General features: G+C 68.1%; 18 protein-coding genes and 1 pseudogene. 12 read left to right on the forward strand and 7 right to left on the reverse strand.

Annotation, left to right across the window (positions count from 1 at the left end):
- Window positions 1-125 precede the first annotated feature (125 nt).
- The 3 genes from OG520_RS38185 to OG520_RS38195 all read left to right on the forward strand — a co-directional run bounded on the left by OG520_RS38185 (window position 126) and on the right by OG520_RS38195 (window position 2,658).
- On the forward strand, window positions 126-1,109 hold the full coding sequence (locus OG520_RS38185) for an aldo/keto reductase (protein WP_406016664.1): 984 nt from the start codon (window positions 126-128) through the stop codon (window positions 1,107-1,109).
- A gap of 373 nt (window positions 1,110-1,482) precedes the next feature.
- The gene (locus OG520_RS38190; protein WP_406016189.1) at window positions 1,483-1,770 is read left to right on the forward strand and encodes a hypothetical protein; all 288 of its coding nucleotides are present in this window, start codon (window positions 1,483-1,485) and stop codon (window positions 1,768-1,770) included.
- Between the two features lie 603 nt (window positions 1,771-2,373).
- Window positions 2,374-2,658 (forward strand): hypothetical protein, encoded by a 285-nt coding sequence (locus OG520_RS38195; RefSeq protein ID WP_406016190.1) that lies wholly within the window; start codon window positions 2,374-2,376, stop codon window positions 2,656-2,658.
- 59 nt (window positions 2,659-2,717) lie between these two features.
- Here the strand turns inward: OG520_RS38195 and OG520_RS38200 are convergent, their stop codons facing one another.
- On the reverse strand, window positions 2,718-4,130 hold the full coding sequence (locus OG520_RS38200) for an aminopeptidase P family protein (RefSeq protein ID WP_399336626.1): 1,413 nt from the start codon (window positions 4,128-4,130) through the stop codon (window positions 2,718-2,720).
- A 214-nt stretch (window positions 4,131-4,344) separates the two neighbouring features.
- Between OG520_RS38200 and OG520_RS38205 the strand changes: the two genes are divergently transcribed.
- The 3 genes from OG520_RS38205 to OG520_RS38215 all read left to right on the forward strand — a co-directional run bounded on the left by OG520_RS38205 (window position 4,345) and on the right by OG520_RS38215 (window position 10,589).
- On the forward strand, window positions 4,345-5,328 hold the full coding sequence (locus OG520_RS38205; protein WP_399336624.1) for a LuxR family transcriptional regulator: 984 nt from the start codon (window positions 4,345-4,347) through the stop codon (window positions 5,326-5,328).
- A 324-nt stretch (window positions 5,329-5,652) separates the two neighbouring features.
- Complete coding sequence (locus OG520_RS38210) at window positions 5,653-6,036, forward strand: hypothetical protein (RefSeq protein ID WP_406016191.1); 384 nt, start codon at window positions 5,653-5,655, stop codon at window positions 6,034-6,036.
- 776 nt (window positions 6,037-6,812) lie between these two features.
- Window positions 6,813-10,589, forward strand: a complete 3,777-nt coding sequence (locus OG520_RS38215) for a CHAT domain-containing protein (RefSeq protein ID WP_406016192.1) — start codon at window positions 6,813-6,815, stop codon at window positions 10,587-10,589.
- A 383-nt stretch (window positions 10,590-10,972) separates the two neighbouring features.
- Here the strand turns inward: OG520_RS38215 and OG520_RS38220 are convergent, their stop codons facing one another.
- Window positions 10,973-11,947: a LysR family transcriptional regulator gene (locus tag OG520_RS38220; RefSeq protein WP_406016193.1), complete on the reverse strand. Its 975-nt coding sequence runs from the start codon at window positions 11,945-11,947 to the stop codon at window positions 10,973-10,975.
- Between the two features lie 86 nt (window positions 11,948-12,033).
- Here OG520_RS38220 and OG520_RS38225 point away from each other — a divergent pair, with 86 nt between their 5' ends.
- From OG520_RS38225 to OG520_RS38235, 3 genes are all read left to right on the forward strand, one after another.
- Window positions 12,034-12,579 carry a dihydrofolate reductase family protein gene (locus OG520_RS38225; RefSeq protein ID WP_406016194.1) on the forward strand — a complete coding sequence of 182 codons (546 nt, stop codon included), beginning with the start codon at window positions 12,034-12,036 and terminating at the stop codon, window positions 12,577-12,579.
- A gap of 30 nt (window positions 12,580-12,609) precedes the next feature.
- A complete protein-coding gene (locus OG520_RS38230; RefSeq protein WP_406016195.1) occupies window positions 12,610-13,446 on the forward strand; it encodes an alpha/beta fold hydrolase in 837 nt (278 codons plus the stop codon).
- Window positions 13,447-13,652: 206 nt separating this feature from the next.
- On the forward strand, window positions 13,653-13,997 hold the full coding sequence (locus tag OG520_RS38235) for a hypothetical protein (RefSeq protein WP_399336610.1): 345 nt from the start codon (window positions 13,653-13,655) through the stop codon (window positions 13,995-13,997).
- A gap of 75 nt (window positions 13,998-14,072) precedes the next feature.
- Here OG520_RS38235 and OG520_RS38240 read toward each other — a convergent pair whose 3' ends face one another.
- Both OG520_RS38240 and OG520_RS38245 read right to left on the reverse strand, forming a co-directional pair.
- Complete coding sequence (locus OG520_RS38240) at window positions 14,073-15,458, reverse strand: MFS transporter (RefSeq protein WP_406016196.1); 1,386 nt, start codon at window positions 15,456-15,458, stop codon at window positions 14,073-14,075.
- Window positions 15,455-16,120, reverse strand: coding sequence for an ArsR/SmtB family transcription factor (locus tag OG520_RS38245; RefSeq protein WP_406016197.1), 666 nt, complete (start codon window positions 16,118-16,120; stop codon window positions 15,455-15,457). The genes OG520_RS38240 and OG520_RS38245 overlap by 4 nt, the downstream gene beginning before the upstream one ends.
- Before the next feature lie 357 nt (window positions 16,121-16,477).
- Here OG520_RS38245 and OG520_RS38250 point away from each other — a divergent pair, with 357 nt between their 5' ends.
- Window positions 16,478-16,867, forward strand: a complete 390-nt coding sequence (locus OG520_RS38250) for a hypothetical protein (protein WP_406016198.1) — start codon at window positions 16,478-16,480, stop codon at window positions 16,865-16,867.
- 765 nt (window positions 16,868-17,632) lie between these two features.
- The gene (locus tag OG520_RS38255; RefSeq protein ID WP_406016199.1) at window positions 17,633-18,037 is read left to right on the forward strand and encodes a nuclear transport factor 2 family protein; all 405 of its coding nucleotides are present in this window, start codon (window positions 17,633-17,635) and stop codon (window positions 18,035-18,037) included.
- Between the two features lie 693 nt (window positions 18,038-18,730).
- On the opposite strand, the gene OG520_RS38260 is transcribed toward OG520_RS38255, so the two are convergent.
- Complete coding sequence (locus OG520_RS38260; protein WP_399338051.1) at window positions 18,731-18,880, reverse strand: hypothetical protein; 150 nt, start codon at window positions 18,878-18,880, stop codon at window positions 18,731-18,733.
- Between OG520_RS38260 and OG520_RS38265 the strand changes: the two genes are divergently transcribed.
- The gene (locus OG520_RS38265) at window positions 18,873-20,069 is read left to right on the forward strand and encodes an alpha/beta hydrolase family protein (protein WP_399338053.1); all 1,197 of its coding nucleotides are present in this window, start codon (window positions 18,873-18,875) and stop codon (window positions 20,067-20,069) included. The two genes, OG520_RS38260 and OG520_RS38265, sit on opposite strands and share 8 nt — an antisense overlap.
- Window positions 20,070-21,437: 1,368 nt before the next feature.
- Here OG520_RS38265 and OG520_RS38270 read toward each other — a convergent pair.
- A pseudogene (locus tag OG520_RS38270) lies at window positions 21,438-21,890 on the reverse strand (GNAT family N-acetyltransferase); the annotation flags it as partial.
- A gap of 47 nt (window positions 21,891-21,937) precedes the next feature.
- Window positions 21,938-22,945 (reverse strand): IS3 family transposase, encoded by a 1,008-nt coding sequence (locus OG520_RS38275; RefSeq protein ID WP_406016200.1) that lies wholly within the window; start codon window positions 22,943-22,945, stop codon window positions 21,938-21,940.
- Window position 22,946 lies beyond the last annotated feature (1 nt).

The following is a 22,946-nucleotide window of genomic DNA, read 5'->3' on the forward strand; positions in this document are numbered from 1 at the left end:
GCTCCGTAGGTTCGGCCCGATCGGATGTCCGAATTCCAGGATGCGTAGCGGGAAAAACGGACCGAGGGTCGAAAGTACAGCCAAGGGAACCTGAGGGAAAGGCCCTGGATTTGAACTCGTCACTGATTCCGCGGCGTCGGCCGGGGAGTGCCGGCCTGGAAGTCTCCGCCCTGGGGCTGGGATGCATGGGAATGAGCCAGACTTACGGGGTTCCGGACGACGAAGAATCGATCGCAACGATCCAACGGGCACTCGAACGGGGCTGCTTCTTCTTCGACACCGCGGAGTCGTACGGTCCATTCGCCAATGAAGAACTGCTGGGCCGTGCGCTCCGTGGCCGTCGCGATGAGGCGGTCATCGCGACGAAGTTCGGGTGGGAGTACGAAGGCACGCGGCGCGGAGAGCTGAACAGCAAGCCCGATCACATTCGCAAGGTGGTCGACGAGTGCCTTGGGCGGCTGGACACGGACCGGATCGACATCCTCTACCAGCACCGGGTGGACCTCGAAGTGCCGATCGAGGATGTGGCCGGCACGGTCGGCGAGCTCATCCAGGAGGGAAAGGTACTCCACTTCGGTCTGTCGGAGGCCGGTGCCGGCACGATCGTCCGTGCCCATGAGGTCTGCCCGGTGGCGTTGCTCCAGACGGAATACTCGCTGTGGGAGCGGCACATCGAGCAGGAGATTCTGCCGGTGATCCGGGATCGGGGGATCGGTCTCGTGGCCTACTCGCCTCTGGGGCGTGGATTCCTGACAGGAACCGCGCTACCGGCGGAAGAGTATCCGGAATCGGACTACCGACGCCACGACCCCCGATTCCAGGGTGACAACTTCACCGCCAATTCGACAGCGGCTTCGGTGGTGCACGAAGTGGCCGGGAAGCTGGCGATGACGCCGGCCCAGATCGCCATTGCGTGGCTGCTCCACAAGGGCGAGGACATCGTCCCGATTCCCGGGACCAAGCGCAGGATCACGCTGGAGGAGAACCTCGCAGCCGTGGACGTGGTGCTCGATGCCGAGGATCTTCAGCGGTTGGACGAAGCGTTGCCGCCCGAAGCGGTGGCGGGTACCCGCTACCCAGAATCTGTGATGCATATGAACGGTCGCTGAATCGGTGAAAGGAAGAAGAGGCGGGGCAGTGGAAGGGAGTTGTATCCTCGGCCTGGCGTTTCGTTGCCACTGTCTGGATTGATTTCTTCATGAGGAACATGCGTTTGTGCCAGGGCGAAATCCGGGGGAGTGTGTATGCGGCCCACGCCCGAGGGCTGTGGACAACGAAGGACAACATCATCCCCGACACGGCGGAACTGGGCATCAACATCCGCACCTTCACCCCGGCCGCACGCGACCTGGTCCGCACCGCGATCGAACGCGTCGTCACCGCAGAAGCGCAGGCGAGCGGTGCGCAGAGAGAGGCCCTGAACTCACCTGGTTCAGCGCGGCCCCGGCACTGGTCAGTGAACCTGAGGCGCCGCAGACCACGGTGGCCGCGTTCGCCGAGCGCTTCGGGGCGCAGCGGATCATGCCGATGCCGCAGGTCAACGCGAGCAAGGACGTGGGCGTGTTCGGGGAGGCGATCGGCGTACCGACCGTGTTCTGGTTCTGCGGAGGCCTGGAACCCGAAACCGTCCTCACCGCCCTCACTGAGAACCGTATCGACTCGTTGCCGAGCAATCACTCCCCATACTTCGCTCCGCTTGTCGAACCCACCCTGAGCACGGGAGTGCAGGCTTTGGTCGTCGTGACTCTGACCTGGCTTCACTCCACCTGACCCGGTGAGGACGGTGAAGGAGGCGGAGAGGAGGCGGTGTTTCTGGCCGGGCTCGACTCTGGCACGGCGGAGGGAGCAAGGGGAGACCCCCTCCCGCGGCTGGTCGGTCGGCGCCGTTGTGGGAATGACGATCACGTGGACGGGCGTGGTGGCCTGTAATGCCGCCGGTAGCAGACCCCGCCCACCCCTGCGGCCCTCCTGACCATGGTCCTCGATCAGGCCGGAGGCGAACTCGTCCAGCACGGCACGCCGGTGGGCGGGCGGATGCTCGCCGCGCAGCCAGGCGGGCCTCACCCGCTGGCCGGCCAGCTGCCGGTTCTCGGCCCGTGCCCGGCTCACCAGCTCGTCCAAGGCCCCACCGGCACGGTCCGTGCCGGGTCGACACTTCGTGCCCGGTCCTGTTCTCACTGGGCATCGCCGCATCTTCCGTGATCCGGGTTGGCCGAACGGGTTACACCCCGGATGGTGTCCACGTATCGGAAGCAGGATTCTCTCGTTGACGGGAGTGCGGCCCGAGTTCGTCCGGCCGGGCAGGAACTGCACGTACACCGGGAGACGATCCCGCATGCACATCGGCAGTACCGGCTGACGGCCGATCACCTGGTGGGGCACTTCGACCGCTGGCCCGCCGATGAGCTGGCCGGTCTCATGCTGGGCGCGTTCTCCGCGTGTGGGGACGCCGTCTACCGTGCGCACGGTGATGCTCTGATGGAGCAGCAGGCGGCGCTGGGCCCGGAGAGCTGGCCCTGGATGAGTTGGCTGGCATCGACCAGGGCGGAGCAGGGCCGGGTGCGGGAGGCGCACGAGCTGGCCGGACAGGCACTGGCCCTGCACCCCGTGACCGCCGCACGAGCGGCGGCGGTCACCGCCTCGGCCGGGCCCCGCTGATCGGACCCTCGCGTCGACCACGCCCGCGGCCAGTAGGCTCGGATTCTGTTGCGACGCTGTCAGCCCGCGAAGCGGGCCATCCACGCCTCGACCTCGTCCGCCGACCTCGGCAGGCCCGCCGACAGGTTCTCGTGACCGCTCTCGGTGACGACCAGGTCGTCCTCGATCCGGACGCCGATGCCGCGCCACTCCTCGGGCACGGTGAGGTCGTCCGGCTGGAAGTACAGGCCAGGCTCCACGGTGAGCACCATGCCCGGCTCCAGCACGCCGCCGACGTACTCCTCGTTCCTGGCCTGCGCGCAGTCGTGGACGTCCAGACCGAGCATATGGCCGGTGCCCGCCATGGTGAAGCGGCGCTGGAGGCCGAGCTCGTAAGCACGGTCGGCCGGGCCCTCGATGAAGCCCCACTCGACCAGCCGGGCCGCCAGATGACGCTGGGACGCCTCGTGGAAGTCCCGGTACGCGGCACCCGGTTTGACCGCTGCCATGCCGGCTTCCTGGGCCTCGTACACCGCGTCGTAGACCTTGCGCTGCAGGGGCGTGAAGATGCCGCTGATCGGCAGCGTGCGCGTGACATCAGCGGTGTAGAGGGTGTGCGTCTCCACGCCGGCGTCGAGCAGGAGCAGGTCGCCGGGGCGCACCGGGCCGTCGTTGTCGGTCCAGTGCATGATCGTGGCGTGCTCGCCCGCGGCGCAGATCGAGCCGTAGCCGACGGCATTGCCCTCAAGGCGTGCACGGCGGAAGAACGTGCCTTCGATCCACCGCTCGGACGACGCGATTGCTGTGGAGAGCTCACCGATCACATCGGTGAATCCGCGCACCGTGGAGTCCACGGCCTTGCGGAGCTCGGCGATCTCCCAGACGTCCTTGACGAGGCGGAGATCGCTGAGCGCCTCTTCGAGTTCGGCGTCACGCTCCTCCTCGGTGGTGACGGCGGCCTCCAGGGACGGGTCGAGACCGCGGACGATCCGGGTCGGCGCGCCGGAGGCGGCGATCAGGTCATCGGCCGCCGTACGGACATCCCGGCACGGCAGACCGAGCACGAGTTCCGACTCGGCGAGGGAGCGGCGCCGGCCCATCCACAGCTCCGCCGTGGGACCGGTCCAGAACTCGTTGTTGTCCCGGCTGTCCCGCGGCAGCTGGTAACAGTAGGCGTCATGGCCGCCGTCCGTGCGGGGTTCGAGGACGAGAGCGCCGTCCCGGGCCTGGTCCCCGGTCATGTGTACGTAGCCCGAGTACGGCCGGAACGGGTAGGTGTCGTCGTTGGAACGGACCTTGAGATTGCCCGAGGGGATGACAAGACGTTCGCCGGGGAAGCGCGCGGAGAGCGCGGCGCGGCGGAGGTCCGCGTACGGGGCCTGCTCACCGGGCTGCAGGTCGTGCCGCTCGGTGTCCGCCCACCCCGTCCGCATCAAAGCGGACAGTTCCTCGGAGATCCCTGAATAGAGACCGTTCTTGCGGCCTTTCGCCACGGCGTACACCTTCTTCCGGGTGGGTTTCCTCAGCGGCGAGGGACGGAGTGAGCCGTACGGACGGCCTTGCTCCCGGTGCGGCTCGGGTACCCTCGCTGCCGCCGTTCGTCGGCGGCTCCCGGACGGTATCCCGCACCGCGCGCGCCCGGTGCCCAGGAGTGCCACTGGCACGGATCCGCCACAGCCCTGACCGGGATCGTCGACAATGAGACATATGACGAACGTGAAACTCGGCGAGGCTCTCCGGCTTCTGGGCATGGATCACGCGGCGAGCCGGGTCTATCTGGCGCTGCTCGAACTGGCGCCCGCTCCGCTGAGCGCGATCGAGACCGCGTCCGGTCTGGGTGGTGCGGAACTGGCCAAGGCGTACGGTGCACTGGTCGACGCCGGTCTGGCCAGTGCCGCCGAGGAAGGCGGGGACATGGTGGCCCCGGTTCCGCCCGCCGCGGGCCTGGAGATCCTCGCCCGGCACCGGGCGGCCGAGGTCGAGGAGTCGCGCATCACCGTCCGGGGCGCGTTCGAGTCGTTCCGGCGGCAGCGGCTCGCCGCGTACAACGACAATCTCGTCGAGGTCGTCACCGGCGAGGCCATCGGCCCCAGGATTCGTCACGCTTGGGCGAGCGCCCGGGATCAGATCCGGCAGTTCGAGTCACCGCCGTACTTCCCCTTGTCCGGAGCCACGGACGACGCGCTGGCCACGCTTGCCCGCGGTGTGACGCAGCGCGTCGTGTACTCGCGGGAGTCACTGGAGCATCCGGGCCACCTGAAGGAGGTCATCGAACCGTGCATCAAGGCCGGCGAGCAGGTCAGGGTACTGCCGTCGGTACCGGTCAAACTCGTGATCATCGACGAGGCGTACGCGCTCGTGTCGTTGTCGATCAAAGAGGCCGACGTACACAACACCATGCTGGTCGTGCAGCCGTGCGGCCTGCTCTCCGCTCTCGTGGCGCTGTTCGAGCAGTCCTGGCAGAATGCCCTGCCGTTCCACGGCCGCACCACGCGGCCGGGTGGTCTGCCACCCGCCGACCGTCGACTGCTGTGGCTCCTCGCGGGCGGCGCGAGCGACGACGTCATCGCCCGCGAGCTGGGAATCAGCCGCCGCACACTGTTCCGCCGCCTGCAGATCCTGATGGCCCAGCTGGGCGCCGCGAACCGCTTCCAGATGGCCTTGCAGGCACAGCGCTCCGGATGGTTGTGACCGGCACGCTGCCAGGCGAAACGGACGCGAGCGGCTCGCTCGCTCGTTCCGGGCGGGCGCTGTCGAGGGCTCGGTCGATTCGGGATACGAAGGGCACTTCCTCCAGCCGGTTCACCAGCGCCCCCGACGACCTGAAAGTCATTGCGGTGCCCCCGCTAGATCCGGCGCGGGGCCGGAGCGCGTGGAGTGGGTCGAACTGGTCGATCACGGGGCTGTCCAGGACGGCTCCGACGCCGTGATCACACCAGCCACGCGGAAATCATCTCAGTTGCCGACGTTGCCCCATCTCCTCGATCCTGTGTGATCAGCAAGCAGGGAGGGCACATGGGGCTGGTTCTTTTCCCGGGCGACGGCGACATCAGCAGCCCGGATGTCTCCTGGTCGTGCAGCGGTTTTGCCGCATTCCGACGGCGCCTTGCGCAGGCCGAGGGGCTCGTCCTCTCCGAGATGTGGGGTTTCGGCGGCGGACGCCCGTGGAACGAGGTGTCCACCCCACTGGAACCGCTCCTCGATCACCCGGATGACGGCGGTGACGACCTCTCGCCTGCCGAGTGCGCGGTGATCCAGTTTCGACTGGAGACGATCACCGACCAGTGGACACGGGAGGGCAACGATGCGCTCCTCCAGCAGCACATCGAGGACGCCTGCCAGCTCGCGGGCGTCCTACGGCTCTGCATCGAGAAGGACGTCCCGCTGCTCTTCCTCTGAACCCCGCCGACTACGGAACCCCACTTGCGGGGCAGCCCTTGGGGTCCTTCGTTTGGATCACGCCGGGCTTGCGTGACCTGGTGCCGCGCCGCGTCGTCGTCGGTCGCCATGACTCCGCGCCACTGCTTCCTCCGCGCAGCTGGCGCCGGGACCACAGGTGTGCGACGACATCCTGGTCCCCGGGTAGCAGCACGCGGATGGGCACCGGCATCGAGCGGAGGACGCCGTCATGCCTCCCACGGTACGGACGGCCACCCGCAGCACGCTCGCGACCTCCGCGGCAAGGATTCGGCGGCGGTGCGCGGCTCGCGGTCGGCCGTGTCGGGGTCCTGGCGCACAGCTCCCGCAACCGTGTGCCGATCTCCGCGTGCTGCGCCTGCAGTTCGTCTTCCAGGTGCTCCGCCTCAGCCGCTCGCCGCCTGGACCACCGCCCCGGCGCAGGGCGGGCAGTGCCTCTGCGAGGTCACGGGCGTCGGTCACCGCGTTGTCCAGCGCGTACTGGGCGATCAGGGGCGTCGGCTCCGTCGGACGCACGCAGCGGCACCCCGCCCGCCGACTTGTCGAGTGTGCAGGCGCCCCAGCGCACGGTGTGGCCAGCACCAGGTGTGTCGCCTTCCGGTCACTGGACCCCAAGTCCGTCAGCGCATCTGCGATCCTCTGACTGGCGTCGCGCACGGTGCCCCCTCCAGGAGTACTCGGCGGGTCCGCAGCTCGGCGCCCCCGGGCTGTACGGATCGCCGGCTCATCGCCGGGAGCGGGACTTGAGGGGGGAGTCGATGACTGACGGGGTGCGAAGGGGCGCGGACGGCGGCGGTACGGCGGAATTGCGGGAGCGGGCGGCCGAGGCCATCCGTGCCGCAGTCCGGCTGGCGGAAGGGAAGGGCTGGTCCGACGAGGCGCAGTTGGGCTCCTTGATCGATCGACTCCACTCCGTGGAAAGAGAGTTGATCCGGCACGAGGAGGATTTCTCTCTGGTCTTCGTGCACTTGGGCCTCCTGCTCGGTGTGCGCTGCAACATGCGGCGCGACGGCAAGGCGCTCGACCCCGACGAGCGGGCGGAAGCGCTACAGCGTCTGCGCTGGGTGGACCGCCACGGGCCCCTCGCCGACCCGCTCGCGCTGCAGGCCCGCATGATGCTGCTCTTCCTGCTCGTGCCCTGGGCCCTGCCCCGGGCCGACGGCACCCGTACCGCGCTCCAGAACGCGCTGCTCGACGTGGCCGACGGGCAGGTCCTCACAGAGGCGCTGCGTTGTGACCTCATCGAGGCCAGGGAGGTGATCGACCGCATCGCCGAGGCGCCCTGTGACGAGGCCTTCCGGCGGCAGACCGAGAGCAACCGGCAGGACATCGAGCAGATGCTTGCCGCCGGGTCCGCCGGGTCCGCCGGGTCCGCCGGGTCCGCCGGGTCCGCCGGGTCCGAAGTGTCTGCTGGGTCCGAAGAGATGAAGGCCCGTGGCACGGGCCACTCGGCACAGAGCGAACTCCTGGAAGCCGTACGAGGTCTGGTGGCCCTGGCCGAGTCGTACAGCACGGCGCGGTTCACCCGTGTACTCGTATGGCTGGACGTCGCTTCCCCCTCCGAGCCGGACCGCGGCCCCCAGTCCGACAACCCGACGCTCGACCCGGAGGTCGATCGGCTGCTGCGTCAGGCAGCCGTCGGCCGCGCGGCGGGCGCCGACGGTGTCCGCCGGGCCGCCGACCTGGTGCTGGCGAGCCTGCGCGCGTTGCCGCCGGACACGCCGCAGCGAGCCCGGGTGGCGAGGCTGCATGCCTACCTGCTGATCGCGTGGGAGATCCTGACCGGCGAGCCGGCCGACTACACCGACGTGGAAAGGCCTACGCCCGAACCGGACAGCGGCAGCGCGGACCGCTTGGCCGACTGGCCGATCGGTACGACCGTGGATCCGGGCCTCCTCCCGTATCTCAAAAGCCATATACGGGACTTCGTCGCCCACACCGGCATCCGTGAGCGGCGTTCGGCGGCCTGGCGGGACCGGCTGCTGGCCTACCGGACCGGCGACCCCGGCTATCTGGACGACGCCGCCGCGCTGCTCAGGGAGGCGATCGGCGCGAGCCCCGTCGGCTCCTGGTGGGCCGTGGTGCTCCAGGCGGACCTGGTCGAGATCCTGAAACAGGCCGCCGAGCACGGAGGCAATTTCCACGACGCCGACGTGGCCCTGGCCACCCTGCGCGAACTGCTCGGCGCACTGGAGCGTGACGGCTCGGTGCCGCTCGACGCGCCGTTCGCCCTCGACCTCGCGCTCACCGCCGCCAGTTGTGAACTGAGCTACGCCCAACGCACCGGCGACCACGGCGAACTGCCGCGCCTGAGCGCCGAACTGCGCGGTCGGCAAGCGGCCCTGCCCCCGGACAGCGAATGGCGCGAAAGGCTGGAAAGTCGGGTGGCCGAACTGGACGCACTCCTGCTACCCGCCCGACAGGACCGGATGACGCCCGCGGACGTCCTCGACCCCACCCGGCCCGAGGCGGCCGCACCGGATATCCTGGACCGCGCGCTCTCCGAGATCCGCCGCGACCTCGATGATCCGCACGTCTACCACGAGCAGGAGTACGACCGACGGGCCGCCCTCGGCCTGCGGATGCTCTTCGACGTGATGCGCGGCGATGCGTCGCAGGAACTGCTGGACGAGGCCATCACCGAGATGACCCGCGCCCGCGTGCTGATCGCGGAGGGGCGTGGCCAGGCACACCGCGTGGACGTCCTGACGAAGCTGGCCGAGGCCCACCTCATGCGCGCCGCGCGCGGCGGCCCGCACCGCGCCGCCGACCAGCGGGCAGGTATCGAGGCTTTCCGCGAGGCGCTGGGCGAGCTGGCCGCCGACGTCCTCCTCCAGGTCGGCGCCGACCACGGTCTGTCGGCGGCACTCAACGGCGCCACGCTGTCGCGACGGCTTGCGTTCATCGCTTTCCGTATCAACCGGCCCGCAGAAGCGGTGGCCGACCTGGAGCGGGGCCGTGCGCTGGTGCTGCAGTCGGCCGCCGCCACCCGTGGCATCCCGGCGCTGCTCGACGCCGCAGGCCATCCGGGACTCGCCCAGCAGTGGCGGGCCCAGGTGCCCGCGCGCCCGCGCCGCCCCACCACGACGGAAGCCTCCGGCGCCCGCGAGCCGCAGGCCCCCGACGGTACCCCGCCGATCCCCAGCGGCCTGCGACGCAAGGCACTCGCCGCCCTCGGAGTGCGCAGGAGAGCCATGGAAGGTTCGGGCACCCAGCGGCTCCTCGGCGCCACCAGCCCGGCCGAACTGTCCGCGGGCCTCGCCGCGACGGGCACCGACGCGTTGGTGTACCTGGTGCCCGGAGCGTCGGTGTCCAAAGGCACGTTCCCGGGCCGTGCGCTGATCCTGCGTCCCGGTGCGGCCCCCGAAGCGATTGTCCTGCCGGAACTGCTCCGCCACGGCAGCCCACCGCTCACCCGGTACCTCGACGCGGCGGCGGAACGCTCCCGCGCCCTGACCGATCCGGACCTGGCCCCGTCAGCACTCGCCGCCGGCGAGAGGCGCTGGCAGGAAGCACTGGGCACGCTGTGCGACTGGGCCTGGCAGGCCGTGATGGGACCGGTGCTCGCCGTCGTACGACCGATGCTTGCGGCCCAGTGGCCCCTGGCCCGGCCGCCGCGGATCGTCCTGGTGCCGTGCGACACGCTCGGCGTCGTCCCGTGGCACGCCGCGCGTATCCGGGGCCTCGGCGAGCACGGCCATCGGTACGCCTGTCAGGAGGCGGTCCTCAGTTACGCCCCTTCCGGCGCCCAGTTCCTGGCAGCGACTGCCCGGCGGCGGATGCCCCTCGCCACCGGACCGCAGGTGCTCGTCGCCGATCCGGAACTCACCCTGCCGTGGGCCGAGTTGGAGGCGGCGACGCTGCGTGCCAGCTGCTACACGGAGGCGCTCCGCTACGGCGAGTTCTTCACCGCCGACGGGGAACGGGACGCCGCCGGCACACCGGAGGACCTGCTCGCCGTGTTGCCCGGTGGCACCAACCCGGCGGCGATGGTCCACCTGTCGTGCCACGCAGTCGCCGCGTCCCGGCCCACCGACTCGGAACTCCGGCTCGCGGTCCCGCCCGGTGCCGGAGCCGACGCCGGGAGGCTGACCGTGGCGGACATCCTCGACGCCTCTACCGACCGAGGCCCCGGTACGGCGGGGCCGCTGGTCGTCCTCAGCGCCTGCGAGACCGACCTGAGCGCGGGCCACCACGACGAGGCACTGACCCTCGCCACCGCACTGGTCACGGGCGGGGCCGCCGACGTCGTGGGATCACGCTGGGCGGTACGCGACGGCCCGACCTCGGTGGTCATGGCGGTCTTCCACCACTACCTCACTGCCCGGGGCCTGGCCCCGCCCGACGCTTTGCGCGCCGCCCAGCTGTGGATGCTCGACCCGCGGCGCGAACCCCCGCCCACCCTCGACGGCCCCCTCCGAGCCCAAGCCGCCCGGCCCGACCTCCACCACCTGCACCACTGGGCGGCGTTCACGCACCAAGGGAATCCGGCAGAGAAAGCTCCTGGGCGGCCGACGGAGCACTGGAGCCAGTGACAACAGCCGTGCATTCCGCGCTGCTGGTGACAGGCAGCGCAGCCGGCCTGGTGACAACTACCGTGCCTCGCTCACCGAAGCCGCAGGTCAGTGGCCGATGGTGACAACTGTCGTGGAGGCCCGGACCGCCTTCGCAGGGGGCCCGAGATCGTTGTGGAACACCGTGCGCACGCGCGTTTTTGGTCCGCTCCATCAGACCTTCGTCTCTCGGTGCGCCAACGCCTCCTTCGACATCGTTCACCGTTGGCCGCGTGTGGTCGGGTCCGTCCCGTGGAGGCGAAGGCTCCGAGGACATCGGCGTCGGTCGTGCGCGTGCAGGAAGCAGTCGGTCCACGGGTGGTCAGCGCAGTGTCCCGAACGCTGAGCAGGTGAGGCTGGGAGTGCTATTGATCGAGATGGCAGGCATCGTATGCCGCTTGGACGAATTCACGGACACGGTGGGTGGTGTTGGTCTTCAGCCACATGGGCCCCCACTGGACCGGTGGGGCGTCGGTGAAGGGCAGGTAGACGACATCGGGACGGGGATAGAGCCGGGCAACACTGTCGCCGACCGGGAAGACCCCACGACCGAAGGCGACCAGAGTGAGGGTCTCGGTGAAGCTGGCGGCGCGGGGGCCACGGGGAACCGGCGCGCCCGACGGCGTGACCGTCGGATTCCGGTCGGTGCGGAAGGCCTCGGGCATGTCGGCGGGCACCAGGATCACCGGATGGACGGCCAGTTCCTCCACCGATACCGCCTGACGGCCGGCCAGCGGGTGCTGGGCCGCGACTGCGAGCAGCCGCGGCTCGGACAGCAGGACCGGCCCGGCCAACACGTCAGGCTGGGCAGCGATGAGGACGTCGGTGATCAGGACATCGATGTCGCCGCTCCTGAGGCGGGTGACGGCGTCGTGCCCCTGCGTCTCATGGATGTGGACCTCGCAGTCGTGATGCCGCTTGGCGAACAGGGCGACCGATTTCAGCAGCAGTTGCCCGGCGACGCCGCTGAGAAACCCCACGCGCAGGTCCCCGGTGATGCCGCGTGCGGCGTCGATCGCCCGGCGCACGGCGTCGTTCATCCCGGCGGCCAGGGGAGTCAGGTCGTCGACCAGTTGCCTGCCGATCGGCGTCAGGTGTACCTGGCGGCTGGTGCGCTCGAACAGCGGCGCACCAATCATGCGTTCAAGCTTCTTGATGGTCTGGCTCACCCGCCCGGTGGTGACTCCCACCCGCTCGGCGGTGCGCCCGAAATGCAATTCCTCGGCCAGCGCAAGGAACGCCTCGACTTCATGCCGTTCCAACACAGCCCTGGCTCCCTTGAGTTCAGCTAAACGATCGTAGCGTGATCGTGCGTTGATGCCCTCATCTCCGGGCGTCATCGTTGAGCACACCTCACCCCCGGGGGACCGGCAAGAACCCGAGGGGGAGAGGGGCTGTGACTACCCGTTTCGGTGAGGAGATTCCGATGGCCGCTGCGCGCAAGGTCGTTGCCGGACTGTTCGTGTCGCTGGACGGCGTGGTGGAAGCGCCGGAAGCCTGGCACTTCCCTTACATGAACGACGAGATGGGTGCCGCGGTCGGCCAGATGCACGCCGAGGCCGACACGATGGTGATGGGACGGGTGACCTACGAGGCGTTCGCCGGAGTCTGGCCACATCGGACCGGCCCGTTGGCCGATGCGATCAACAACATCCGCAAACTGGTCGCCTCCACCACCCTGCAGGAGCCCGGCTGGAACAACTCCACCGTGATCGACGGCGACGTCATCGCCGCGGTCAAGGACCTCAAGCAGCAGCCGGGCCGGAACATCAACCTCTCCGGCAGCATCGGCCTGACCCGCGCCCTGCTGGAGGCAGGACTGCTGGACGAGTTACGGCTGCTGGTCCACCCCATCGTGCTGGGCGCCGGACAGAGGCTGTTTCCCGACGGCACCCGCCAGGTGCCCCTCGCCCTCGTTCGCTCGGCCACCTTCTCCACCGGCGTGCTGGACCTGACCTACCAACCCGCCTGACCCGCCCACTTCGAAAGAACGGAGACACCCATGAACAACATCGAGACCAAGATCCTCGAGGTCCCCGGAGCACAACTGCACTACGAAGTCCGCGGAACGGGGCCACTGCTGCTCATGATCCCGGGTGCGCCGGCCGATGCCGGGGCGCTGGCCGGGCTCGCCGACGGTCTTTCCGACCGCTACACCGTCGTCACCTACGACCAGCGCGGTCTGTCCCGCAGCCCCTTGACCGGCCCCGCCGGGGACCAGACAGTCGCGGCCTTCAGCCAGGATGCGCATCGCCTGATCGCCGCCCTGAGCGACGAGCCCGCCTACGTGCTCGGCACCAGCGGTGGCGCGTTGACCGGCCTCGACCTGGCGACCCGCCACCCCGAGCAGATTCGCGCCCTGATCGCGCACGAACCGCCGATCCCCGAGCTCCTGCCCGACGCCGCGCACTGGCGTAGAACGTTTCACGAGGTGTACAACACCTACCGGAGCCAGGGGCCGGAGGCGGCGATGCAGAGATTCGTAGCCACCATCGACGGTGATGCCGACGCTCCTCCGCCGGAGATGCCCGACTTCTCCCAGATGCCACCTGAGGCGCTGGAGATGATGGGCCGCATCCAGGGCAACCTCGACTACTTCTTCGACCACGTGCTGCTGCCCGTGCTGCGTTTCGAACCCGACATTGCCGCGCTGGGTGCCGCCCCCGTGCGGATTGCCGTCGGCATCGGAGCTGTTTCGCCCGCAGGCGTTCCCCTCAACTCCGCCCTCGTGCTCGCCGAACGCCTGGACACCAAGCCGATCGAGTTCCCTGGTGACCACCAGGGTTTGGCCATCGACGCCGTCACCAGCGCCGAAATCGTCCACGCCGTCCTCGCCTGACAACCCCGCCACGAGCTGAATGGCCCCCCGAGCACGACCGCCCCGGCCGGGCGCAATCGGGCACAGGAAGGGAACGACAGCGAGGACGCGGCGACAGCGCAGCGGAGATGTTCGGGGTTGACCAGAACGGATGCCTTCCTGCCGCGCGACGGAGAATTGCGGTTTCTCCGGGAACTCAAACTGGGCAGCCAGCGTCTCTAGTGATCATGAGAGAACGCGTTGAAGCACTGAGTGGTACCGGGGTGGCCCTGGCCGGTGGATTCGTAGGGCTGCTGGGATGGGCCGCGGATGCCGAACTCCGGGCGCGCGCCGGATTCGAACCAGGGCCGGACTGGGGCGTGCTGTACGCGGAGCTTCCGCTGACCGTTCTCGTCGGAGTGGCAGCCGCCTTGTCAGCGTGGTTGCTGCCCCGGCGATGGATGATCGGGCCGTCCGTTGTCGGGTACGCCGGCCGTGCCGCGCTCGTCGCCGTAGTGCTGGCCGGATTCTGGCTGGCCGTCCAGGGCTGGTACGCGGGACTGCCCGAGTCGGTGCCGGACCTCAAGCCCTAGTTGTAGCGCCCTCATACGTCGTGGACGTAGCGGCACTTCAGCAGGGCTCAGGTCGGCGCGCACTGCTGGTACCCGTCACGTATTCGTGGAGCTGCCCTCGACAGTTTGTGGTGCCGGACTTTGACATGCCATGAAGTCCGCACCGGTTGACTGACCGGCTTCCTCGGGCCGCTGCTCCTGGGTACCTCGCCCGCCCTGGCGATCCATTTCGCGCCATTCCGGCCTGAACCAAGCCAGGTTCGTGGTGAGGAAGTACGCGGCTCCGCCGGCGAGCAGCACCGGTACGAGTCCGACTGAGGCCACCACCGCCCCGGCGATGAGTCCACCGAGAGGGATACCTGCCCAAGCCAGCGAGTCACCAAGAGCGTTGACCCGGCCCAGCAGCTGACGCGGTACCCGCTCGAAGAGGACGGCACCCAACACCGGATTGACGAAGCCGGCACCGAAGCCACTGACAGCGAACACGGCCAGTACTGCCCACATCGGCGCATCGGAGGCGAGGATGAAGAACCTTGGAGCCCCGGCCAGAAGAAACCCGGTGAAGAACACCATCCTGCGCCGCAGCCGGTGAGCAGCCATAGCAGCGATCAGGCTCCCACCAACTGCAGCGGCTCCCATCACGCTGACCATCAGGCCGATCGCAGTCGGCCCATTGCCGGACTCTCGGGCCCAGACGGGCAGGAGCACCGCAGTGAACCCTGCGTCCAGCAGGTTGGTGATTCCGACCACGACGATGACGGTGAACAGCAACGGCTCGCCACGCAGGTAGGTGAAGCCCTCGCCGAATCGTCGCCAGTAGCCCAGCCCCGCGCCGGCCCGGCCGGGGGCTTCCTCGGCTGAATGACCCATGCCACGAGGCAGGGCCAGTCCGATGATCACGGATCCCAGGGCAAAGCAGGTTGCGTTGACGATCAGCCCTGTCAGGGGGCCGACCAGCGCCACCAGGGAACCACCCGCCGCCGGGCCGATGGTGGAAGCGAGCCGCTCGGTCACGCCGGTGAGACCAGTGGCCCGCTCCAATGGCACCCCACTGCGCTCGGCCGCCTCCGGAACCATGACCTCCTTGGCGAGATCGCCGGGGCCGCGGGCCGCGCCAATCAGCGCGACCAAGGCCAGCAGCAGCGGAAAGGACAGCAGGTCCAAGGCGTGCAACAAGGGAATCGTGGCGGCAGCAGTTGCGCTGGCCAGATCGGTGGTCCAAGAAATGGCCCGCGGGCCGATCCGGTCCACCAGCGGCCCAGTGAACGCCTTGACCACCACATAAGGAGTCATTTCACAGAAGGCGACCAGTCCGGTCTGGGTGGCGCTGCCGGTTGTGACGAGCACGAACCAGGGCAAGGCGACGGCCGAGACACGAGTGCCGGTCAGCGATACGGCCATGGCGGCCAGCACCCCGCCCAGCGGTCGTAAGGAGCGGCGCCGGCCGGGTATGCCCCCGGTGCCTGGAACATCCGCCGTCACGACGGCTCCGTTCCTATTGCCTTCTGAGGGACGTATGCGCCCGCCGGCGCGCTGGGCACATCCAGTTCAGGAAGGACGTGTGTGATCACACCGACCCGCTCGGCTCCCGCTGGGGCACTTGCCGCTGCCTCAGGGGTATCCGGCCGATAGCGAGCGAGGACTTCCCTCAACTCCTGGTGGAGGGCAGCAGTCTCCTCGGGGGTGAGCCGCAGGGCCCAGTCGCTCATGTCGAGGTTGTCCCGCCACGTGCGGGGCATCGTCTGAAGCTCGTTGAGTGTCTGCTGGGTACGCAATGTGTAGGTGGCGGCGATCGACTGCAGGTAGGCCAGTACTGCCTCGGGTTCCTGGTCGGCCAGATTCGTATCGTTGAACCAGGTCCTTTGGTGCACCGAACGCCACCAGCGCTCTCGCGCGTTGCCGCGTTCGGTGTCCTCCTCGACAAACCCTGCCGCGCCGAGCTGGCGGAGATGATAGCTGGCCGTGCCGGAATTGACACCCAGCCGCTCCGCGAGGCGGGTAGCTGTCGACGGGCCGTACTTTCGCAGCAGCCCGACCAGTTGAACTCGTACCGGATGTGCCAGGGCGCGGAGGCCCTTGGCGTCCAGAACAACCGCATCCGCTTCGAGGTGGAAGCCATTCCGGCCCTCGCTGGTATCTGTCATACCCTCACGCTAGACCGCAAACAGTTCTTCGCAAAGACTACTTCGCGAAGAACTGTTTGCGGATTCCTCTGATGCGGGCGTCGACGTCCACCCGGCATGCGGCGAATAGTGCGGCCGACGGCCGAGTCGGGCTGGGCTTGGTCTGCTTGCCGACGCAAGACGCGACAGGCAGCAGGCGGCAGCGTGGCGGGCTGCGTGCCAAGGACCAAATGCGGCTCGTCGCCGCCGGAGACGGCGGTAGTAGTGAGTTCCGGGATGCGAGTGATCGGTGCCCCATAGAGCAGCATTGCGGCGCCCGCCGCCCGGACGTCCAACGGGGAGTGTCTCGTCCTGCAGGCAGCGTTGCAGGTGTGCCCAGTGGTCGGCCTCGTCCCACCAAGGGTGGGGATCATCTCGGGGCCGGTCGGGGACCTCATGGTCGATGGTCAGGTTCCGATGATGCGCCCAGCGCAGGAAGTTCCGCAGTTGCAAGCGTCCTGGATGCTCGTGCAGCCACCGGTCGACATCGACCTGCGTGAGGTCGGCCAATCGGAGGTCCTGGTCGTTGAGCCAGGTGAGGAAGGCGGCGGCGCGGCGGATGGTTTGGCGCACTCGTGCGGTGCTGGCTGGTGCAAAGCGCGTTCGGGCCGCTCGGCGTCGGGCCTGGCGCAAGACCGACCACTCCGCGTAGACGCGCAGCATGTGGCGGTGCTGCGCGGGAACTTGGGAGAGGCTGCGCTCCAGCCAGGGCTGCAGATGTCGTCATGAAGGTCTGGGACCGGAACGGCGATGCGGTCGACAACGACACTTTCACCGCCGGCCAGGACCACAACCTCGGCACTCCCGATGGGAGCGGGGACATCCCCCGAGGGATTCGAGGTCCAGCCTCATCCTCGCTGCTGGAGCCTACAGAACACCCCCGATCACCGGCATCGCCTGAACCCATACCGCTCGCCGTGACGTGGTAGGAGGGCCGGCCTCTCGATCGTCCGAACGGCGCTCGACGGCGATGCCCTCACCAACGGGCCTCGCGCTCTCCTCCCTCTTCGTGATGGAATTCGAACAGCACCACCACGGGAAATCTGAACTCTCACTCGCAGCATGAACTCCGGTGTCCACACTCCGGGGGCCACCCAACTTACTCATCTGGAAAGTGTCTCCGGCCGGGGTGAGAACAAGGACCTGGACAATCCTCATTGTCTCTGATCAGAGCCCCTTCTGTTTTCCCGGCCACCCATCGGATAACCTGCTTCACAAAAGATCGAGGCCAGGCAGCGCAGACGGTACCGCTCGACCTCATGCCGCGGAAGCGTTCTCGCCTGAACGTGTCGCCGGACTGGGCACCAAGCATTTCCACGTATCACGAGTTGTCCGGTCTTGATCCGCAGCTGTCGTAAAGCCGACTCGCCGCGTTGGGCGTTCTACGCTGTCACCGTTGCCCATTTCGTTCAACGGCCCAGCGTCCTGGGAGGAAGCCTTGAAGCGTTCCCAGGTCCCCGGATCGCTCCGGCCACCTGCAGAAGGGACAATGCGATGGATCCCGATATCCGGACCAGGGCCGCACTCGAGGAGCACTGGCAGGCATCGGAACGTGGGGATACCGAAGCCGAGCACGCCATCTACGCTGCGGACGCGATCCTCGACTACCCTCAGTCAGGTGAACGATTCCGGGGCCGCGCGACGATTTCGGCGCAACGTGGCGGCCACCCTGCCAGCCGGCACTTCACGGTCCACCGGATCGTTGGCAGCGGGGATCTGTGGGTGAGCGAGTGTGTCATCACGTACGACCGGGCGCCCACCTACTCAGTGAGCATTATGGAGTTTGCCCACGGGCATGTGGTGCACGAGACGCAGTACTTCGCGGACGCCTTCGGTGCGCCTGAATGGCGGACAACACTCGCGGAGCCGATGCCGGGCAGGAATATCGCCAGGGCTTGACCCAGGGTTGGCCTCGACCGTTCATGAGTCCTCGTCGGTTCGCTGACGGGGACTCTGCGTTTGCGGGGTGCGGCTTTTACGGGATCAGGGCAGGCTGAGGGCCCGGTTGTCGCATCGGGCGGGCGTCGGATTCGACAGGTTGCGCAGGCCGGTGTCGAGGGCGTTTCGAATGTGGTCCTCGCAGCGGGCCCGTCTACGGTGACGCAGTTCGAGGTCGGCGAGTTGGCCGCCCTTCGTGCAGCTTCCTTTACGACGACCAGGACCCTGGACAAGACCCATCGTCCCAGGTCAGAGGCACTCCTCGCCTCCTTTGATCACGCGTCAGACCAACCTGCTCGTGGTGGTGGCCCGAGGTTATCCCCGCCCCGGAAGGCGGGTGCGCAGCCAGGATGCTGTTCGTCGGACGGGCAGGCTCCCCGCTCTCAGGGGAGCACCTCGAACCGGCCCCTGTTCTTCACGCCGCCTCGCCTGCCTGCGGGCCAACACGCCATGTGCGTCGGGACGTTCGAATTCCTGTGGCGAGACGCGGTGCAGCATGAACGGAAGCGTCCCGTTCAGTCATGCGACCAGGCGGGGCGAGTCCTGTGTGTCTGCCGCTGCGCGCATGCCCGAACTCCCTCCGTGCGACGACGTGAGTGACAAATGTCAGCGAAAGCGATGAGAAAGCACAGCAGTGCACCGACAGTGCGGTACCTAGCCTTTTGGCAGGGCACCACGTGCCTGTGCACCGCGCGCACCATCCGCGAAGGAGATCGCCATGCCGCGTCCGGCCTCGTTCCCATCGAGCAGCACTCTCACGACCAGCAGGACCACGGCAATCAGCAGGAGACGGATGATGACCACGGGCACCGCGCTCGCTGCGGGTCTCGGTGTGACCGCCGCTTTCGGCACCCCCGCCCTCGCATCGTCGCTCCGCCGGACGCCGGGTGATGTCCAGCCGCCCGTACGGCTCGTCCTTCCGCGACCGAGCGGTCCTCATTCCATCGGCACTGTGACGCTGCATCTCAGCGACCGTAGTCGCCGGGACCCCTGGATCGCTGCAAGACCGGTTCGGGAGCTGATGGTTCAGCTCTGGTACCCCGCACGCGCAGCCGCCGGCCTGCCCCGGGCACCATGGATGACCGAACAGGCCGCCGTTGTCTTCCAGCAGACGGGGTATCTCCTCCCCGAGTACGTCACGCTGCCGGACACGCACGCCCGGATCGGCGCAGCGGCGGACACGCGTGGTGGCCGGCTTCCGGTGATCCTCTACTCCCATGGGCACGGTCAGCACCGCAGCTCCAGCACTGCGCTGGTCGAGGAACTCGTCAGCCACGGATACGTCGTGGCCGCCATCGACCACACATATGACGCCGGACAGGTCGAGTTCCCCGACGGCCGGGTCGAGAAGTACGCGATGCCACCTCTCACGGAGGAGGACGACGACCCGACGATCCTCAAGGCGGTCGAAGTGCGGGTGGCCGACACCCGTTTCGTACTGGAGGAGTTGTCACGGCGGGTACGGAGCCGCCGGGGCCCGCTTCCGCACGGACTCGGCGACATCCTCGACCTGTCCAGGACGGCCATGCTCGGTCACTCCCTGGGCGGTGCGACTGCGGCCTCGGCGATGGCGGCAGGGGTACCGATCGCAGCAGGCGCGAACCTCGACGGCAGTCTCTTCGGTCCGGTGGTTACCCAGGGACTGCGCAAACCGCTCCTCCTGATGAGCGAGGACGCGGACAGTAACCCGAGCTGGGCGGAGATCTGGCCGCGGCTGCGAGGCTGGCGCCGGCACCTCAGGTTGACCGGTACCCGGCACTTCTCGTACACGGATTACGAGACGTTCATGCCGCAGGCCGCCGCGCGGCTCGGAGCGACCGACGAACAGCTGGCCGAGTTCATAGGACCGCTCGACGGGACACGCGGCATCGACATCCAGCGGCGCTTCCTGCTCGCCTACTTCGACCTTCACCTGCGCGGCCGTCGCGCCCCGATCCTCGAAGGGCCGTCTCCCCGGTACCCGGAGGTGCGCTTCATCGGCGGTGCCAGATGATCAAGAGAGAATACGCGCCGCCGGTTTCGTGCGCAGGGTAAAGCGCGACGTGTGTCCCGGGACCCGCGTGACGGAGAAGCACTTCTTCCTGAGCAGAGGTCAAGTCCGGCGTGAACCAGAACGCCCGAAGCACCTCGGACTGCACGTGAACCACCGTCGCGCACTCGCCCGGTGCAGTTCTTCCAGCGCCTCGCGGCCGTCGCCGAACAGCTTTCCCGGGTCCCTGGCCTGCTCCTGGTTCCGCTGCTCGATGGCAACCTGGATCGCAGGATCCACGGCGGTGGTCCTTCTGGTGGCCCGGTGGGCTTCGAACGCGCGGCGGTGGCCGACCGACGCGGTCTCCCGGGTCCGCGCCGGACTCTCGGGCGAGGCGGCGGCGACTGGTTCCGGGGCGGCGGCCGCCCTGGTGCTGGTGACCGGGTGGGGAGCGGGCGGCAGGCTGTGGATCGTGAGGACCTGCTGGCAATTGCTCGGCGCGGTCGGGGCCGGCCTTCATCAACGGTGTCTCGGCCGGGTCGCCGACATACGACGGTCCGGCGGGTTACCGGGCTCTGATGTTGACGGCCATGAGGCCCGCGAGGGTGATGTTCTCCGTTCCCGACACGATCGCCTGGACGGGTCGTGCAGATGAGCAGGGACGGGAGCGCGTTGTGGCCGCCGGTGATCTCGTGGAGCTGTGTGGCATGGCGGGTGAGCGCGTGACCGTCGAGCCTGTACAGGTTCAGATTCTCCTGGAACCGGCCAGGACCTGGCGGAATGTCTCCGGATCTTCCTTGTCCACACTCCGGGGGTCACCTCAGATTGAGGGCATCGCGGTGCTTCGGTCCTTCGCAGAGAACTGTGCACCAGCTCAGGCAGCGCACCATGGAACACGGCAAGTGTGGGGGGCCATTCCTTCCGGACACAAAGTCTTGATCACTGCCTTGCGGATCGCTCGCCATGTCCGCAGGGAACACGCCAGGTGGACGCGCAGCTCAACCGCTTCCCGCTCTCCGCTGTTCTGGCCAGGATGTTCGAAGGCCCACTGTTCCGGCAGATAATCATAAATTTCAGCGGTCGTCAGGTCGCTGTCAGGGTAGGTGCGTGCGATGTCGGCCCTGGCAATCCGGGCGCTCCGGGAATCTACAGTCCCGTTGACGAGTTCCCCGACCCATGCCAGCCCCTGTTCGTCTGCGTACAAGCCGAACCTCAGAATTCGCGTCCTCATGATGACACAAACCTACTGACAACTGTCCTTCAGTGACAACGCTTAACCTCCAACGGCGCAGGACATGAGCCAGGCATTCCGGGAGTTCCGACACCCGAGCGGGCCCTTACGCGGGGAGCAAGAGGCGCCCGACGCGTCCTTCGACCCCACCTCCGAGCAGATCAAGTGGTTTTGGCGGCGACCCTGGCCCGCAGCCTGTCGCGAACGATGGGCCACTCGTCTGCGAGCAGGCTGTAGTACAGCGAGTCGCGGCGAGTGCCGTCCTGGCGCCGCATATGGCTGCGCAGAGTTCCTTCGTGAACCAGGCCAAGCCGAGACAGGGCTTGCTGGGAACGCACGTTGAGGTTGTCAGTGCGCAGGGCGAGCCTGGCGAGTCGCAGGTCATCGAAGGCATGGCCGAACAGCAACAGCTTGGACTCAGCGTTATAGGGACCGCCCCAGCAGGAACGATCGAACCAGGTCGCGCCGATCTCAGCACGGCTCTCGGCCAAGTCGAGGTCGTACAGACTGGTCGAACCGATCAGGGCGTCGTCAGCGCAGCGTTGCGCTGCGAAACACCGCCGCGCAGGATCCACGATCATCTCGCTGAGCAGCGCGTGCATCTGCGTCACGGTTTCAGGGCGCGGCGGTAGCTGTCAAGTCAAATGAGACGTTCGTGGTGCTATGAACCTTGTGGTTCGGGTTCCATGCGTTTGGCGGGGTCGTTGATCCAGACCTGGCCGGGTATCTCGGGTGGCCTCGGTCGTCGGGCGAAGCGTTCGGGGTGGCGTTCGTATGCCTCGGCGAGAGCGGCGGCCCGCTGGTCACGGACCTCCTTGGCGGTGCCGAAGTGGACGGAGGCGGGGGTGTGCAGGCCGATCCCGGAGTGCCTGTGGTCGTGGTTGTAGTAGGTGATGAATGCGTCCATCCACTCCCGGGCATGGGCCAGCGAATCGAACCGTTCCGGGTAGTCGGCGGTGTACTTCGTGGTCCTGAACTGGCTTTCCGAGTACGGATTGTCGTTGCTGACCCTGGGGCGCGAGTGACTCCTGGTGATGCCGAGGTCGATCAGCAGTTGGGAGACCTTCTTGCTGGTCATCGAGGTGCCGCGGTCCGCGTGCACCGTCTCGGGGACAACGCCGTTGCGCTCGATCGTCTCGCGGATCGACTCCTCGGCCCGCTCGGCCGTTTCGGCCCGTTCGACGGTGTGGCCGACGATATAGCGGCTGAAGATGTCGATGATGACGTAGGCGTGGTACCAGATGCCTTTGTCCGGGCCCGGCAGCTTGGTGATGTCCCAGGTGAAAACCTGCGACGGGCCGGTCGCCACCAGCTCGGGGATGGTCCTGGCGGGATGGGTGGCCTGGCGGCGGCGTTCGCCGTTCTGCCCGGCGGCGGACAGGATCCGGTACATCGTCCGCTCCGAGCACCAGTAGTTTCCGGCGTCGAGTTCGCGCGCCCAGACCTGCGCGGGCGGCAGGTCGGCGTACTCCGGCCGGTTCAACAGCCCCAGGATTTCGGCCCGCTCGGCCCGCGAGAGGGCCGAGGCGGGCGCGGGTCTCGGGGACGGCGCGGGCTTCGGCTTGGGGTTGATGCGGCGGTAGTGGGTGGCGCGCGAGCGTCCGGTCAGCCGACAGGCCGCCGTGGTCCCCAACTGCCCCTGGACGCCGGCGAACGCCTCATCCACCACC

The organism is Streptomyces sp. NBC_00984 (assembly GCF_045162475.1).
In the GTDB taxonomy this organism is placed as follows: Bacteria; Actinomycetota; Actinomycetes; order Streptomycetales; family Streptomycetaceae; genus Streptomyces.

What these genes read in the sequence shown, in the direction of transcription:
- OG520_RS38205 (WP_399336624.1), top strand. Translation starts at nt 4,345, where the DNA reads ATGACGAACGTGAAACTCGGCGAGGCTCTCCGGCTTCTGGGCATGGAT.
- OG520_RS38210 (WP_406016191.1), top strand. Translation starts at nt 5,653, where the DNA reads ATGGGGCTGGTTCTTTTCCCGGGCGACGGCGACATCAGCAGCCCGGAT.
- OG520_RS38215 (WP_406016192.1), top strand. Translation starts at nt 6,813, where the DNA reads ATGACTGACGGGGTGCGAAGGGGCGCGGACGGCGGCGGTACGGCGGAA.
- OG520_RS38220 (WP_406016193.1), bottom strand. Translation starts at nt 11,947, where the DNA reads ATGACGCCCGGAGATGAGGGCATCAACGCACGATCACGCTACGATCGT.
- OG520_RS38225 (WP_406016194.1), top strand. Translation starts at nt 12,034, where the DNA reads ATGGCCGCTGCGCGCAAGGTCGTTGCCGGACTGTTCGTGTCGCTGGAC.
- OG520_RS38230 (WP_406016195.1), top strand. Translation starts at nt 12,610, where the DNA reads ATGAACAACATCGAGACCAAGATCCTCGAGGTCCCCGGAGCACAACTG.
- OG520_RS38235 (WP_399336610.1), top strand. Translation starts at nt 13,653, where the DNA reads ATGAGAGAACGCGTTGAAGCACTGAGTGGTACCGGGGTGGCCCTGGCC.
- OG520_RS38245 (WP_406016197.1), bottom strand. Translation starts at nt 16,120, where the DNA reads ATGACAGATACCAGCGAGGGCCGGAATGGCTTCCACCTCGAAGCGGAT.
- OG520_RS38255 (WP_406016199.1), top strand. Translation starts at nt 17,633, where the DNA reads ATGGATCCCGATATCCGGACCAGGGCCGCACTCGAGGAGCACTGGCAG.
- OG520_RS38265 (WP_399338053.1), top strand. Translation starts at nt 18,873, where the DNA reads ATGACCACGGGCACCGCGCTCGCTGCGGGTCTCGGTGTGACCGCCGCT.